Genomic DNA, 14994 nt, shown 5'->3' with positions numbered 1-14994 from the left:
AGTCGTGGATAACGATAAACCTGCAAGGGGAGATCCAACGTGAAGATTGGTGCACCCAAGGAGTGCGCTGAAGGGGAAGCGCGTGTCGCGCTGACCCCGGAGAGCGCCCAGCATCTCCAGAAGCTTGGACACGAATGTTTGGTAGAAGCCGGTGCCGGAACGGCGGCCGGGTTCGACGATACGGCCTATCGCGAGGCCGGCGTCGAGGTGATTGAAGGAGCCGAGGCGTTATGGGACGCGGCTGATGTCGTCATCAAGGTGCGCGAGCCTTCCGATGAGGAAGCCGGGCGCCTGCGGCAGGGCAAGACGCTGATTTCCTTCTTCTGGCCGGCCCAGAACGAGGAACTGCTGGAGCGTTGCCGGGCGACCGGCGCCAATGTCATCGCCATGGACATGGTGCCGCGGATTTCCCGTGCCCAGAAGATGGACGCTCTGTCTTCCACCGCCAATATTGCCGGTTATCGAGCGGTGATCGAGGCGGGTAACCAGTTCGGACGCTTCTTCACCGGTCAGGTGACCGCGGCCGGCAAGGTACCGCCGGCCAAGGTGCTGGTGATCGGTGCAGGCGTGGCGGGGCTCGCGGCCATCGGTACCGCGACCAGCCTGGGGGCGGTGGTACGTGCCTTCGACGTGCGGCCCGAAGTGGCCGAGCAGATCGAGTCGATGGGGGCCGAGTTCCTGTTCCTCGATTTCGACGATGCTGAAGACGGCTCGGAAAGCGGTGGCTATGCCAAGCCTTCCAGTCCCGAGTTTCGCGAGAAGCAGTTGGCGCTGTTCCGTGAGCAGGCACCGGATGTGGATATCGTCATCACCACGGCTCTGATTCCGGGCAAGCCGGCGCCCAAGCTTTGGCTGGACGACATGGTCAAGGCCATGAAGCCGGGCTCCGTGATCGTCGACCTGGCTGCCGAGCGGGGCGGCAACTGCGATCTTACCGAGCCCGATCAGCGCATCGTGACGGACAATGGCGTGGTCATTGTCGGCTATACCGACTTCCCCTCGCGGATGGCGACGCAGGCTTCGCTGCTCTATGCCACCAACGTTCGCCACATGCTTGCCGACCTCACGCCGGAGAAGGATGGCCAGCTCCATCACGATATGGAGGACGATGTCATCCGCGGGGCTACGGTTGCCTACGAAGGCGAGATCACTTTCCCGCCGCCGCCGCCCAAGGTACAGGCCATCGGCGCGGCCAAGCCGAAGCCCAAGGAGAAGGAGCCGACACCGGAGGAGAAAAAGGCTGCCGAGCATGCCGCCTTCGTCGGCCAGACCAAGCGCCAGGTGGGCATGCTCGCCGTTGGCGGCGCCTTGATGCTGCTGCTCGGCCAGGTGGCGCCGGCGTCCTTCATGCAGCACTTCATCGTCTTCGTGCTGGCCTGCTTCGTCGGCTTCCAGGTCATCTGGGGGGTGAGTCACTCCTTGCATACGCCGCTGATGGCGGTGACCAACGCGATCTCGGGCATCATCGTGCTAGGTGCGATATTGCAGATCGGCTCGGGGAGCTTCCTGGTGGGGCTGCTGGCGGCGATCTCGGTACTGATCGCGACCATCAATATCGTGGGTGGCTTCCTGGTGACACGCCGGATGCTGGCCATGTTCCAGAAGTCCTGAACCGCGGGGAGACACTATGTTGAGTCAAGGATTCGTGTCCGCCGCGGCGATCGCGGCGAGTGTGTTGTTCATCCTCTCTCTCGGGGGACTGAGCAATCAGGAGAAGGCCAAGCGAGCCGTCTGGTACGGCATCGTCGGCATGGCCGTGGCCGTGCTGTTCACCGCCTTCGGGCCGGGGATCGGCGGCTACTGGTGGATGGTGCCGATGATGATCATCGGGGCCGTGGTCGGCGTCTATCTGGCGAAAAAGGTCGACATGACCGAGATGCCCCAGCTGGTGGCCGCGTTGCACAGCTTCGTCGGCCTGGCAGCGGTGTTCGTCGGCTTCAATGCCGACCTGGAACGCCGTCGCGTGCTGGCCGCCGAAGGCAGCCAAGAAGGGTTCTCGGCATTCGCTGCCCTGGTTGCCGAAAAGACCCCGGCAGAGTTGACCTTTTTGCAGATCGAAGTGGTGCTTGGGGTGTTCATCGGCGCGGTGACCTTCACCGGGTCGGTGATCGCCTTCGGCAAGCTGGCCGGCAAGGTCGATGGCAAACCTCGCCAGCTGCCTGGCGGGCATCTGCTCAATGCCGGCGCGGCTGCGCTGTCGCTGCTGCTGGCCATTCTCTATCTGAACGGTGCCGGCTTCTGGACGCTGTTGCTGCTGGCGGTGCTGGCCTTGTTCATCGGCTATCACCTGATCATGGGCATCGGTGGTGCCGACATGCCGGTGGTGGTATCGATGCTCAACAGCTACTCCGGCTGGGCGGCGGCGGCCATCGGCTTCACGCTCTCCAATGACCTGTTGATCGTCACCGGCGCCCTGGTGGGCTCCTCGGGTGCCATCCTCTCCTACATCATGTGCAAGGCGATGAACCGCAACTTCATCAACGTGATTCTGGGAGGCTTCGGTGGCAGCCAGGGGCCGGCCGCTGAGATTGAAGGCGAGCAGGTGGCGATCGACACCGGTGGCGTGGCCAGTGCCTTGAATGATGCCGACCGGGTGATCATCGTGCCGGGCTATGGCATGGCGGTGGCTCAGGCGCAGAATGCGGTGAGCGAGCTGACTCGCAAGCTGCGCAGCGCCGGCAAGGACGTGCGGTTTGGCATCCATCCGGTGGCGGGCCGTCTGCCGGGGCACATGAACGTGCTGCTGGCCGAGGCCAAGGTGCCCTACGACATCGTGCTGGAGATGGACGAGATCAACGACGACTTCGCCGAGACTGATGTGGTGATCGTCATCGGTTCCAACGATATCGTCAATCCGGCTGCCCAGGAGGATCCCAACAGCCCCATTGCCGGCATGCCGGTGCTGCGGGTCTGGGAGGCCAAGCAGGTCTTCGTCTGCAAGCGCGGTCAGGGCACCGGTTATTCCGGTATCGAGAATCCGCTGTTCTTCAAGGAAAACACGCGAATGCTCTATGGCGATGCCCGTTCGAGCATCGATACTCTGGTTCCGCTGATCGAGTGAGTCGTCGGGCCGGCATTGGCCGGCCCGATTCAGCATGCTATCAAACGCCCCGAACCGGGGCGTTTTTCGTTACAATTTCCCCATCATTCTCAGGCTCGGGGCGACCATGTCCGACGATTGCAACAGGGTGGCGGTACTCGGCGGCGGCAGTTTTGGTACCGCGCTTGCCAGCATCGCCGCTGACAACGGCTTCGAGGTGCGTCAGTGGCTGCGTGATCCCGAACTCGCCGCGCAGATCAATCGTGAACACCGCAATGGCCGTTACCTGCCCGATTACGACATCAATCCTGCGGTATCGGCACATACACGGCTGAGCGACGCACTGGACGGCGCCGGCCTGGTATTGGTGTCGATTCCGTCCAAGGGCTTTCGCGATGTGGTGCGTCAGGCGCGCCCCTGGCTGGACCCTGAGCGCATCCTGGTCAGTACCACCAAGGGGATCCAGGAAGAAGGCTTCAAACTGATGAGCCAGATTCTGGAAGAGGAAACCGGTGGCCGGCACATCGGGGTGCTCTCGGGGCCCAACCTGGCCTCCGAGGTCGCCGAGCGCCAACTGACTGCCACAGTGATCGCCAGCCATGATCCCGTGACCCGAACCCGGGTCCAGACCGCGCTGGGATGCGACTACTTTCGCGTCTATGCCAGCAACGACCGCTATGGCGTGGAGCTCGGGGGTGCCCTGAAGAATATCTACGCCATTGCCGCGGGAATGGCGGCAGCACTGGGCATGGGCGAGAATACTCGCAGCATGTTGATGACGCGCGCGCTCGCCGAGATGAGCCGCTTTGCCGTGGCCCAGGGGGCCAATCCCATGACCTTCCTCGGCCTTGCCGGCGTGGGCGATCTCATCGTCACCTGCTCGTCGAGCCTGTCGCGCAACTATCGCGTGGGTTTTGCTCTCGGCGAGGGACGAAGCCTCGATGAGGCGATCGAATCGCTCGGCCAGGTGGCCGAGGGCGTCAACACGGTGAGGTTGGTACGCGACATGGCGCGCCATGAAGGCGTCTACATGCCGCTTGCCGAAGGACTCTATCAGGTGCTGTTCCGCGAGGTTCCGGCCAGGGAAATGGCGCGCTTGCTGATGCTGGGGGAACAAAGCAGCGACGTCGAGTTCGTGTTGTCACGGGAGAACGTGCAGCGCGATCACCGGGACTCGGGAGGCGAAAATGGCTGAAACCCTGTTGATCATGCGTCATGGCGAGGCAGGAGCCGGGTCGCCCGATGCCGCACGGGAATTGACGCCTCGGGGGCACCGCGAGGCGACCCGCATGGCGACCTGGCTGGCCGGTCGCGATGATCTGGAACTGTCGAGACTGCGCCTGCTGGCGAGTCCGTATCAGCGTGCCCAGCAGACGGCCGCACACATTGCCGAGGCACTGGGCCTGACCGTGGAACCCCTGTCGCTGATCACGCCCGACGATCCTCCCGGCGCGGTGCTCGACTGGCTGCTGGAGGCATCACCCGAAGCGCCCGTCATGCTGGTCAGCCACATGCCGCTGGTCGGCGCCCTGACTGGCCTGCTGGTGGAAGGGCGCAGCGATCATGGCCTTGGGCTGCCCACCGCCGCCATTGCCGAACTGGAAGCCGAGGTGCCGGCGGCGGGCTGCGCACGACTGACGCGTTTCACCACGCCAGACGATCTACCCGACCCTGGAGTTAGCCGACCATGAGCTTCATCGTCAATAACCGTGTCCACGTAAATCCTGGTTACGAGACCGAATTCGAGGAGCGCTTCCGTGCCCGGGCCGGGGAGATCGACAAGCAGCCCGGTTTCATTGCCATGCGGGTGTTGCGCCCGCAGGGCAACCAGGCGCCCTATGTCGTCGAGACCGAGTGGGAAAGCCAAGAGGCCTTTCGTGCCTGGGTGGGCAGCGACGACTTCAAGCGGGCTCATGCCAACCCGATGCCGCCGGAGGCCACCGGTGAAGGTGGCGGCCTCGAGCAGTTCGAGGTGGTGGAGGGCACCGATACGACCGCGGGTATCGGTACTTAGATCAGCCCTGCCACCCGCAGGGCGAAGACCCCGGCAGTGATCGTGATGCTCGCCATCAAGGTAGTCAGCGCAATGATGTTGGCGATAAGCGTTTCATCGCCCCCCATGGCTTTGGCCATGACGAAGGCCGCCGCTGCCGTGGGGCTGGCGAAGAACAGGAACATCACGCCCAGTTCGCGTCCCTCGAAGCCGATCAACCAGGCGGTTGCGGTCGCCAGAAAGGGAATGCTGACCATCTTCCAGGTGCTGGCGCCCAGTGCCGGCCCATAGCCCCTTTTCAGGGCACGGGTCGACAGGGTGCCGCCAATGCAGATCAGGGCCAGCGGGAGCGTCAGGGAGGCGAAATAGTCACCGGTGGTGGCCAACCAGATCGGTAATCGTACCTCGAAAAGCGCCAGGGGCGTGGCGGCCAGGACGGCCAGGATCAGAGGGTTGGTCAGGATATGCTTGGCGATGCTTCGCCACTGAGCGAGTCTCGAGCCTTTATCCCGTGGCCGATAAAAGCTGAGCACGACCACTGACAGGATGTTGTAGGTCAGAATCACCACGCCGAGCAGCAGCCCGCCGATGGACAGTCCCGCCTCACCGTACATGCCATGGGCCAGGGCCATGCCGACGATGCCGCAGTTGCCGCGAAAGCCCCCCTGGACATAGACGCCACGCAGATGTCGGGGCATGCGCCAGCCGGCCCAGGCCCAGCACAAGAGGAAACTGGCCAGGGTTGCCAGGGCGAAGTAGAGCAGCAGCCAAGGGTTGAAGGTGTTTCCCAGGTCAGCGCCGATCAGGCTCAGGAAGATCAGGGTCGGCAGGGTGCCGCGGAAGACCAGCCGGGAGGCGGTGTTGACGAAGTTCTGATCGATCCAGCCCAGGCGCTTCAGGCCGATGCCGATGAACACCATGGCAAATACCGGCAGGGTGATGCCGAGGGTGCCGAGGAAAATATCGGTCAGTGACATGCGGACATCCTGTGTCGGCTCTGAACCCTCGGGGTATCGTCATCTTGCGACCAGGCACACGGGGTCGCCGAGGCAATATCGAGAGCTAAAACTTTAGTTCAATTTTACCATGCGGGCGCTTGTCAGTCATCGACGGGCCGTTTAGGTTGTCATTCATATGATGTATTACATGAAGTAGCGTAAGGCTTCATGTCATCGCAAGACATAACAAGGGGACGAACAAGTGCGTTTTACACATGACGATGTCAAAAAAGCGATCAGTGATGGACTGCTGTCCTTCCCGGTGACCGATTTCGACACCGAGGGACGTTTCGATGCCGAGAGCTATCGGCAGCGTCTGGAATGGTTCATCAGCCACGAGATCTCGGCGGTGTTCGTTGCCGGGGGGACCGGGGAGTTCTTCAACCTCTCCCAGGATGAGTTCCGCGAGGTCGTGCGCCTGGCGGTGCAGGTGGTCGACGGCAAGTTGCCGGTAATCGCCAGTGCGGGCCTGAGCGTGGCCACGGGCAGTGCCTTTGCGAAGATCGCCGAGGAAGAGGGCGCCGATGGCATCCTGCTGATGCCGCCGTACCTGACCGAATGTCCCCAGGATGGACTGGTGGAATATGCGCGTCAGATCTGCGATTCCACCTCCATCAGCGTGATCTACTACAACCGTGGCAACGGCGTGATGACGCCCTCATCGGTCAAGCGCCTGGCCGAGGCCTGTCCCAACCTGGTGGGGCTCAAGGATGGCAAGGGCGACATGCAGGCCTTGAACCGCATCATCAAGAGTGTTGGCGAGCGCCTGGCCTACGTGGGCGGCGTGCCCACCGCGGAGATCATGGCCGAAGCGTATCTGGCCGTTGGCGTGAATACCTATTCCAGCGCTGTCTTCAACTTCGTGCCGGACATGGCGGTGACCTTCTACAAGGCGCTGCGGGCCGGCGACAGCGACACGGTGCGACGCATCTCTCGGGAGTTCTTCCTGCCGTTCGTCGACCTGCGCGACAACAAGTCCGGCTATGCGGTCACCCTGATCAAGGCCGGCACCGAGATCATCGGGCGTCCCGCCGGTAGCGTTCGCGCGCCGCTGGAGATGCCGAATGCCGATGAGCGGGTGCAGTTGGAGACTCTGGTCGAGAAAGCCAAGAGTTTCTGATCCCCGTCTTTCACCCATACCCAATAATGACAGTGAAGAGGTGATCCAATGAGCATGCCCAGCATCATCAAGACACTGGGAACCTCCGTGATGGTGGCCGGCATGGCCTTCGGCAGCTCCGCCGTTGCCGCCGATGCCCAGCTACCCGGTAATGTTCGCGTGGTGATCGGTTCGACCTCGACCGGAGGCGATACCTATCAGAACTCCAGCATCGTCGCCGATGGCCTGGCCGAGCATCTCGACATCAACATGAAGGTGGACGCCGTCGGGGCGAGCTCCGCCTTCCGCTTCCTGGATCGCGATCCGCGTGGCAACACCCTGATGATCTTCCACGATCAGTCCTACCTCGGCCACCTGTACGGTGTCCAGGGGTATGACGACATCTTCGAGAAATACACCATCGGCCCGACCGTTGCCATCAATCCGGGCAACGCCTATCTGGTACCCAAGGATTCGCCCTACCAGACCCTGAACGATGTGATCGAAGCGGTCGGCAATGGCGAGGAGGTGCGCGTTGCCATCCAGCCCGGCGGTGTGTCCGAGATTGGCTTCAGCGCCTTGAAGAACGCCATCTCGATTGAGCATCCGGGCATGGAGGACAATCTGGTAGCCGTCAATACTGGCTCCCAGGCCGACAAGAACCAGCAGCTCTTCAACGATCAGGCCGACATGATCAACGGCACCGTGCAGGCCAACGAACAGTACACTCGCCTGCCGGAAGACGATCAGAAGGCCATGCGCTTCCTGTGGCTGACCGCACGCCAGGGCACCATCGAGCAGGCGCCGGAAGACGGCCTCGGGCAAACGAGCCGCGAGCAATTGCTGCAGTACGTTGCGCCCAATGTCTCCGTGCCCATGGGCAATGGCGACGACTTCACCTTCGATAAGGAATTCTTCTTCCTTTACAACAAGGACATGGATCAGGCCATCGTCGATCAGATCGACCAGGCGCTCACCGAGATCTATGACGAGGGCGAGATTCAGCAGACCCAGAAGACGTCTTTCTTCATTCCCAATTTCAAGCCGTCCGATGAGGCCGCCGAGTATCTGGAAACCAAAATGTCCGTCTACGAGGACATCATCACCAACATCCAGTGAGGCAAGATCGCCGGCGGGAAGCCTCCCGCCGGCTCTCGCGGCTGCTGCTTCATCCTTTGTAACGATTGAAAGGCCAACCTGACGAGAGCCTTCACCGGAGCCGCCATGGAATCAGGACTGTCATCCCTGTTGAGCGTCTCGATCGATTTCGAGACCTCCCATCTGTTCTTCCCCCACATCATTCACTGGGTGCTGGGCGTTCTCTTTGCCCTGGTCCTGGTGTTCAACGTGGTTCCCTTCCTCGCCGCTGTCAGGCGGGGGGAGCGGTCGCTGCCGATCCTGGGCGAATCCATGGACAAGTTTCGCTTCTTCGGAACCCTGGTGCTGATCGTCGCCTATTTCCAAACGATGTCGATGGTCGGCAACTTCTTTCCCTACACAGGCTACGGCTTTCTGTTCGTGTCGATGGTCTTCCTGTTCTTGATGTCGCTGATGTACATGCACACCAGAACCAGGCGCAAGGTCCTCACGGCCGCCATCAACGCGCTCGTGGCACCGACGCTGGCGTGGTTCATCCTCGCCAGGCTGTTCCAGATAACCCTGCCGTAGCGGAGTCACTTCCATGCTCGATATCCTGTCGCTACTCGATATCACTTTCTTCCTGTTGGCGGCCCTGGGCGCCCTGGTCGGGATCATCTTCGGGGCCATCCCGGGGATGACCGCCACCATGGCCGTCGCCGTGTGTCTGCCGCTGACCTATGCACTCGGCCTCAATCACGGGCTGGCGCTACTGCTGGGGCTTTACGTGGGGGGCATTTCCGGTGGCATGGTGCCGGCAGTGTTGCTCAACATTCCCGGCACGCCATCGTCGATCACTACCACTTTCGACGGCTTTCCCATGGCCCAGAAAGGCGAGGGCGAACGTGCCCTGCGGGTCTGCGTGGTAGCGTCGGTGATCGGTGGCCTCATCAGCGCCATCGTGCTGTTCCTGTTCGCGCCGCTGCTGGCCGAGTTCTCGATCAAGTTCTCCTACGTCGAGAAGTTCCTGATCATCCTGCTGGCGCTGACCGTCATCGCGTCCATGTCGCGCAACATGCTGGTTGGCATCTTCAGCGGCGTGATCGGCATCTGGCTGAGCCTGATCGGCACCTACAGCATCTCCGACGGTGGCAATGGCAAGACACGCCTGATGTTCGACTTCCTTGAGCCCTACCTGTTCGAAGGCTTCTCCCTGCTGCCGGTGCTGATCGGTATCTTCGGTATCGCCACCATCCTGCTCGAGGCCGAGGAGGGGATAAAGAGTGGTCTGGCCAGCCAGAATATCAAGTTCGGCAAGGGCGGCGGTTTCTCCTTCGGCATCTTCAGGGGCCGGCTGACCAATCTGGTGCGTTCTTCCTTCATCGGTACCTTCGTCGGCATGTTGCCGGGGGTCGGCGGCAGCGCCGCCTCGGTACTGGCCTATACCCAGGAGAAGAACCTGTCCCGCGATTCCAGCGAGATGGGCAAGGGCGCCCCCCAAGGGCTGATGGCCTCCGAGTCGGCCAATAATGCCCTGACCGGCGGTGCTCTGATCCCGCTGCTGTCGCTGGGTATCCCCGGCGATTCCACCACCGCGGTGCTGATCGGCGCCTTCACTCTGCAAGGCATCCAAGTCGGGCCGCTATTCATCCCGGAGAACGCCGACACCTGGTACGTGATGATGACCGCCCTGGTGTTCGCCAACATCGTGATGTTCTTTTTGATGTTCTATGCCATCAAGCACATTGCCAAGGTGGTGCTGGTGCCCAAGTACATCCTCTATCCGATCATCGTGATGATGTGTGTGGTCGGTGCCTACGCCATCAACTACGGCATCATGTTCGATGTCTGGACGCTGCTGATCTTCGGCGTGCTGGGCTATCTGATCCAGAAGGTCGGGCTCGAGGTCGCTCCCTTGATAATCGGCTTCATCCTCGGTGGCCAAGCGGAGGTCTACTTCGTGAAGAGTCTGGAGTCAGCCGGCAGCTATGGCATCTTCTTCACCAAGAGCCCCATTGCCCTGGTGCTCTGGGGGCTGATCGCCGCCTCTGTGATCTTCTCGGTGGTGATGGGCTTGAAGAGCCAGGCCAAGCGTCAGGTGGAGGCGTCCTGATGAGTATGTCGACGCAGGCGCCGCGGGTGATCCGTATTCACCCTCGTGACAATGTCGCCGTGGTCGTCGGCCGGGGAGGCCTGACCGTCGGCGAGCAACTCGATGATGGTGTCGAGCTCCAGGCCAATGTGCCCCAGGGGCACAAGGTGGCGCTGGTGGCGCTGGCGGAGGGGGACAAGGTGATCCGCTACGGTGAGGTCATCGGCACGGCTGCCATGGCCATCCCTCGGGGCGGTCACGTCAACGAGTCCAATCTGCACATGCCCACGCCGCCGGCGCTGGAGGACCTGCCGCTGGCGACGCGCCCGGCGCCGTCGACGGAGCCGCTGGAAGGTTACACCTTCGAGGGATTTCGCAATGCCGATGGGAGCGTGGGTACCAAGAACGTGCTCGGTATCACCACCAGCGTGCAGTGCGTGGCGGGCACCGTCGATCATGTGGTGCAGCGCATCAAGCGCGAGCTGCTGCCGCGCTTTCCCAATGTCGACGATGTGGTGGGGCTCAATCACAGCTATGGCTGCGGCGTGGCGATCAATGCGCCGGCGTCGGTAGTCCCGATCCGTACGCTCAAGAACCTGGCGCTGAATCCCAATTTCGGCAATGAGGTGATGGTCATCGGGTTGGGCTGCGAGAAGTTGCAGCCCTCGACCCTGGTCGAAGATCAGCCGGTCAGGATCTACGAGCACACCGACGCCGCCGATTCCGGGGCCAACGTGCTGAGCCTGCAGGACGAGTCCTTCGAAGGCTTCGGTGAGATGGTCGACGGCATCATGGCCATGGCCGAGCGTCACCTGGAGCGCCTCGATCGTCGCCGCCGCGAGACCTGTCCCGTCGCTGACCTGGCAGTAGGCATGCAATGTGGCGGCAGCGATGCCTTCTCGGGGCTGACGGCCAATCCGGCGGTCGGATTCGCCACTGACCTGATCGTGCGTGCCGGGGGCAGTGTCATGTTCTCCGAGGTCACCGAGGTACGTGATGCCATCCATCTGCTGACGCCGCGCGCCGTGGATCGTTCGGTCGGCCAGGCGCTGATCGATCAGATGGCTTGGTACGACGACTACCTGTCCCAGGGCCAGGCGGATCGCAGTGCCAACACCTCGCCCGGCAACAAGAAGGGCGGGCTGTCCAATATCGTCGAGAAGGCGCTGGGGTCGGTGATCAAGTCCGGCAACTCGCCGATCGTCGATGTCATCGGCCCCGGCGAACGACTTCGCAAGCGCGGTCTTACCTTCGCCGCCACCCCGGCCAGCGACTTCATCTGTGGCACCCTGCAGGCCGCCGCGGGCATGAACCTGCAGGTCTTCACCACCGGGCGCGGCACGCCTTACAACCTGCCGATGACGCCCGTCATCAAGGTTTCCAGCAATTCCACGCTGGGACAGCGCTGGCACGACCTGATCGATCTCGATGCCGGACGAATCGCGACCGGCGAGGCGTCCATCGAGGAAATGGGGTGGGAACTGTTCCACCTGATCCTGGAGGTCGCCAGCGGCCGCCGCCAAGTCGCCGCCGACCGGCTGGGCCTGTACAACGATCTGGTGCTGTTCAACCCGGCGCCGGTGACCTGATTCCCTTTCGTTGGTGCTTTCGATTATGACCAGAGGCAATGCCATGTTTCCCAAGATCACCAAGATGAACATCGTGCCGGTCGCCGGCGAGGACGGCTTTTTGCTGAACCTGAGCGGCGGCCACGCGCCCTGGTTCATCCGTTGTGTGCTGGTGCTGGAAGACGAGTCCGGCAACCGTGGCGTTGGCGAGATCCCCTCCAGCGAAGGCATCCTGAAAGGACTGGAAAAGTGTCGCGAGCTGGTGGAAGGTGCGCGAGTCAACGAGGTCAAGCAGGTGCTGAGCCGGGCCCGCGACCTGCTGGCTCAAGGCGGCCCCGAGGAACGCGGACGCCAGACCTTCGACTTGCGGGTGGCCGTGCATGTCATCACCGCCATCGAGTCGGCATTGTTCGACCTCTTCGGCCAGGCGCTGGGCATGCCGGTGGCAGATCTGCTGGGCCAGTACGGTCGCCAGCGCGATGAGGTCGAGGCACTCGGTTACCTGTTCCTGCTTGGTGATCCAGACAAGACCGACCTGCCGTATCCGCGTGTCGCCGGTCCCGTCGATGCCTGGGATGAGGTGCGCTACCGCGAAGCCATGACGCCCGAGGCCGTCGCCAACCTGGCCAAGGCCGCCTACGAGCGCTATGGCTTCCGTGATTTCAAGCTCAAGGGCGGTGTGCTGCGCGGCGAAGAAGAAGCCGATTGCATCCGCGCGCTCCACGAGGCCTTCCCTGAAGCCCGCCTGACACTGGACCCCAATGGTGCCTGGACGCTGGACGAGGCGGTGCGCGTGCTGGAGCCGATCAAGCACCTGCTCAGCTACGCCGAGGATCCTTGCGGCCAGGAAGGTGGCTTTTCCGGCCGCGAGACCATGGCGGAATTCAAGAAGCGTACCGGGCTGCCTACCGCCACCAACATGATCGCCACCGACTACAAGCAACTGCAGCTTGCGGTGCAACTCAACGCGGTGGATATCCCGCTGGCCGACTGCCACTTCTGGACCATGCAGGGCGCCGTGGCCGTCGGCGAGCTATGCCACGAGTGGGGCATGACCTGGGGGTCGCACAGCAACAACCACTTCGACATCTCGCTGGCGATGATGACCCATGTGGCGGCGGCTTGCCCGGGTGAGATCACGGCCATCGATACCCACTGGATCTGGCAGGACGGTCAGCGCATCACCACCGATCCCTTTCAGATTCGCGACGGCAAGCTCCAGGTGCCGTCCTCGCCGGGGCTTGGTGTCGAGCTGGATGACGACAAGCTCATGGAGGCTCACGAAAAATACAAGCGCCTCGATGTCACCCAGCGCGACGACGCCATGGCCATGCAATATCTGATCAAGGGCTGGGAGTTCGATCCCAAGCGCCCGGCGCTGGTGCGCTGAAGTCGCCTCACGCCATCCGGCGGATCGGATGAACATCCACCGCCGGGCTCACTTCCGGTGGTATGGCCATGCCGGCGATATCACCGCTTCCCGCGACAGGAGAAAGATGATGACACTCGAAGGCAAGCAACTCATCGGCCAACAGGCCGTCTCGGCTGAAGGCGCTGTGATCCAGGCAGTGAATCCCGCCACCAACGAGCGTCTCGACCCGGGCTATTCCGCCGGTGGCAAGGCCGAAGTCGAGCGGGCCTGCGAACTGGCCTGGGCAGCCTTTGATACCTATCGCGAGACCGGCCTCGAAGCCCGCGCGACCTTCCTCGAAACCATTGCCGATGAGATCGAGGCCATCGGCGAGCCGCTGATCGAGCGTGCCGTGGCGGAATCGGGGCTGCCACAAGCGCGCCTCCAGGGCGAACGCGGCCGGACGTGCGGCCAACTGCGCCTGTTCGCCAATGTCGTGCGTGCCGGCGAATGGCTCGACGTGCGCATCGACCCGGCATTGCCGGACCGCCAACCGATGCCGCGGGTCGACCTGCGCCAGCGCCACGTTGCCCTGGGCCCTGTCGCGGTGTTCGGTGCCTCGAACTTTCCGCTGGCGTTCTCGGTGGCCGGTGGCGATACCGCCTCGGCGCTGGCCGCCGGTTGCCCGGTGGTGGTCAAGGCTCATTCCGCGCATCCGGGGACTTCCGAGCTGGTCGGCCGTGCCATTCAGCGCGCGGTGCAGAAGTGCGAGCTGCCGGAAGGCGTCTTCTCCCTGCTGTATGGCTCCGGGCGCGAAGTGGGGCAGGGCTTGGTGAAGGATTCCCGCATCAAGGCCGTGGGCTTCACTGGTTCGCGTTCCGGCGGCACCGCGCTGATGGCCGCCGCCCAGGCGCGTCCCGAGCCGATCCCGGTCTATGCCGAAATGAGCTCGATCAACCCCGTGTTCCTGCTGCCTGAAGCGCTGAAATCCCGGGCCGCGGCGCTGGGTGAGGCCTTCGTCGGCTCGCTGACCATGGGCGCCGGCCAGTTCTGCACCAACCCCGGCCTGGTCATCGCCGAAAAAAGCGAGGGCCTCGATGCCTTCGTGGCGGCTGCCGGCGAGGCAGTGAAGGGGGCGGCGGCCCAGACCATGCTCACCCCGGGGATTCATGACGCCTACAGCAAGGGGGTCGATAGCCTGGTGGCCAGCGACAAGGCTCGCGAGGTGGCTCGGGGACCTGCCGGTGACGGTCCCAATGCCTGTCAGGCCGGGCTGTTCGTGGCCTCCGCCGAGGACTTCCTGACCGACGAGGCCCTGCAGGCCGAGGTCTTCGGTGCCACCTCGCTGGTCGTCGAGTGTGCCGATCAGGACGAGGTCAAGCGCGTGGCAGAACACCTGGAAGGTCAGCTGACCGCCACCCTGCAGATGGATGACGCCGATGCCGAAACGGCCCGTGGCCTGCTGCCGATCCTCGAGCGCCGCGCCGGCCGCGTGATGGCCAATGGCTGGCCCACCGGGGTCGAGGTGTGCCACGCCATGGTCCATGGCGGCCCGTATCCGGCCACTTCGGATTCACGCACCACTTCGGTGGGCAGCGCCGCCATCCACCGCTTCCTGCGTCCGGTGTGCTACCAGAACCTGCCCGAGGCCCTGTTGCCCGAGGCGCTCAAGGACGGCAACCCGGCCGGCGTCAGCCGTCTGGTCGATGGCAAGCGCGAAGCCTGAGAGCCAGACATTCAACTTGGCAAGCAGTCAGCATTGGGCGGCCTTCGGGC

General features: G+C 63.1%; 13 protein-coding genes. 12 read left to right on the top strand and 1 reads right to left on the bottom strand.

Translation table 11 applies throughout. From position 1 onward, the window contains the following. Nucleotides 1-39 precede the first annotated feature (39 nt). The 5 genes from A9O65_RS00870 to A9O65_RS00850 all read left to right on the top strand — a co-directional run bounded on the left by A9O65_RS00870 (nt 40) and on the right by A9O65_RS00850 (nt 5054). Nucleotides 40-1611: a Re/Si-specific NAD(P)(+) transhydrogenase subunit alpha gene (locus A9O65_RS00870; protein ID WP_064699248.1), complete on the top strand. Its 1572-nt coding sequence runs from the start codon at nt 40-42 to the stop codon at nt 1609-1611. A gap of 16 nt (nt 1612-1627) precedes the next feature. After that, the gene (locus A9O65_RS00865) at nt 1628-3061 is read left to right on the top strand and encodes an NAD(P)(+) transhydrogenase (Re/Si-specific) subunit beta (RefSeq protein WP_064699249.1); all 1434 of its coding nucleotides are present in this window, start codon (nt 1628-1630) and stop codon (nt 3059-3061) included. A gap of 106 nt (nt 3062-3167) precedes the next feature. Continuing rightward, complete coding sequence (locus A9O65_RS00860) at nt 3168-4235, top strand: NAD(P)H-dependent glycerol-3-phosphate dehydrogenase (protein ID WP_064699250.1); 1068 nt, start codon at nt 3168-3170, stop codon at nt 4233-4235. Then, entirely contained in the window at nt 4228-4731 is a 504-nt protein-coding gene (gene sixA, locus A9O65_RS00855) for a phosphohistidine phosphatase SixA (protein ID WP_064699251.1), read from the top strand. Before A9O65_RS00860 ends, sixA begins: the two co-directional genes overlap by 8 nt. Then, a complete protein-coding gene (locus A9O65_RS00850; RefSeq protein WP_064699252.1) occupies nt 4728-5054 on the top strand; it encodes an antibiotic biosynthesis monooxygenase family protein in 327 nt (108 codons plus the stop codon). Before sixA ends, A9O65_RS00850 begins: the two co-directional genes overlap by 4 nt. Here the strand turns inward: A9O65_RS00850 and A9O65_RS00845 are convergent. Then, nucleotides 5051-6010: an AEC family transporter gene (locus tag A9O65_RS00845; RefSeq protein ID WP_064701099.1), complete on the bottom strand. Its 960-nt coding sequence runs from the start codon at nt 6008-6010 to the stop codon at nt 5051-5053. The two genes, A9O65_RS00850 and A9O65_RS00845, sit on opposite strands and share 4 nt — an antisense overlap. A 223-nt stretch (nt 6011-6233) precedes the next feature. Here A9O65_RS00845 and kdgD point away from each other — a divergent pair, with 223 nt between their 5' ends. The 7 genes from kdgD to A9O65_RS00810 all read left to right on the top strand — a co-directional run bounded on the left by kdgD (nt 6234) and on the right by A9O65_RS00810 (nt 14944). Beyond that, nucleotides 6234-7151 (top strand): 5-dehydro-4-deoxyglucarate dehydratase, encoded by a 918-nt coding sequence (kdgD, locus tag A9O65_RS00840; RefSeq protein WP_064701098.1) that lies wholly within the window; start codon nt 6234-6236, stop codon nt 7149-7151. A 48-nt stretch (nt 7152-7199) separates the two neighbouring features. Further along, the gene (locus A9O65_RS00835) at nt 7200-8249 is read left to right on the top strand and encodes a hypothetical protein (RefSeq protein ID WP_064701097.1); all 1050 of its coding nucleotides are present in this window, start codon (nt 7200-7202) and stop codon (nt 8247-8249) included. A gap of 105 nt (nt 8250-8354) precedes the next feature. After that, a complete protein-coding gene (locus A9O65_RS00830) occupies nt 8355-8798 on the top strand; it encodes a tripartite tricarboxylate transporter TctB family protein (protein WP_064699256.1) in 444 nt (147 codons plus the stop codon). Between the two features lie 13 nt (nt 8799-8811). Continuing rightward, a complete protein-coding gene (locus A9O65_RS00825) occupies nt 8812-10320 on the top strand; it encodes a tripartite tricarboxylate transporter permease (RefSeq protein ID WP_064699257.1) in 1509 nt (502 codons plus the stop codon). Further along, nucleotides 10320-11888, top strand: a complete 1569-nt coding sequence (garD, locus tag A9O65_RS00820; RefSeq protein ID WP_064701096.1) for a galactarate dehydratase — start codon at nt 10320-10322, stop codon at nt 11886-11888. Before A9O65_RS00825 ends, garD begins: the two co-directional genes overlap by 1 nt. A gap of 43 nt (nt 11889-11931) precedes the next feature. Then, a complete protein-coding gene (locus A9O65_RS00815) occupies nt 11932-13257 on the top strand; it encodes an enolase C-terminal domain-like protein (RefSeq protein ID WP_064701095.1) in 1326 nt (441 codons plus the stop codon). A 109-nt stretch (nt 13258-13366) separates the two neighbouring features. After that, on the top strand, nt 13367-14944 hold the full coding sequence (locus tag A9O65_RS00810; protein WP_064701094.1) for an aldehyde dehydrogenase (NADP(+)): 1578 nt from the start codon (nt 13367-13369) through the stop codon (nt 14942-14944). Nucleotides 14945-14994 lie beyond the last annotated feature (50 nt).

It is taken from the genome of Halomonas caseinilytica (genome assembly GCF_001662305.1).
Taxonomy (GTDB): Bacteria; Pseudomonadota; Gammaproteobacteria; order Pseudomonadales; family Halomonadaceae; genus Halomonas; species Halomonas caseinilytica.
Note: the sequence above shows the minus strand (reverse complement) of the source record. Positions and strands in the feature narration are given on the sequence as shown.

Bases quoted from the DNA above. Each gene is read 5' to 3' on its own strand.
- A9O65_RS00850 (WP_064699252.1), top strand. From the start codon at position 4,728: ATGAGCTTCATCGTCAATAACCGTGTCCACGTAAATCCTGGTTACGAG.
- A9O65_RS00860 (WP_064699250.1), top strand. From the start codon at position 3,168: ATGTCCGACGATTGCAACAGGGTGGCGGTACTCGGCGGCGGCAGTTTT.
- A9O65_RS00815 (WP_064701095.1), top strand. From the start codon at position 11,932: ATGTTTCCCAAGATCACCAAGATGAACATCGTGCCGGTCGCCGGCGAG.
- garD (WP_064701096.1), top strand. From the start codon at position 10,320: ATGAGTATGTCGACGCAGGCGCCGCGGGTGATCCGTATTCACCCTCGT.
- sixA (WP_064699251.1), top strand. From the start codon at position 4,228: ATGGCTGAAACCCTGTTGATCATGCGTCATGGCGAGGCAGGAGCCGGG.
- A9O65_RS00830 (WP_064699256.1), top strand. From the start codon at position 8,355: ATGGAATCAGGACTGTCATCCCTGTTGAGCGTCTCGATCGATTTCGAG.
- A9O65_RS00865 (WP_064699249.1), top strand. From the start codon at position 1,628: ATGTTGAGTCAAGGATTCGTGTCCGCCGCGGCGATCGCGGCGAGTGTG.
- A9O65_RS00835 (WP_064701097.1), top strand. From the start codon at position 7,200: ATGAGCATGCCCAGCATCATCAAGACACTGGGAACCTCCGTGATGGTG.
- A9O65_RS00825 (WP_064699257.1), top strand. From the start codon at position 8,812: ATGCTCGATATCCTGTCGCTACTCGATATCACTTTCTTCCTGTTGGCG.
- A9O65_RS00810 (WP_064701094.1), top strand. From the start codon at position 13,367: ATGACACTCGAAGGCAAGCAACTCATCGGCCAACAGGCCGTCTCGGCT.
- A9O65_RS00845 (WP_064701099.1), bottom strand. From the start codon at position 6,010: ATGTCACTGACCGATATTTTCCTCGGCACCCTCGGCATCACCCTGCCG.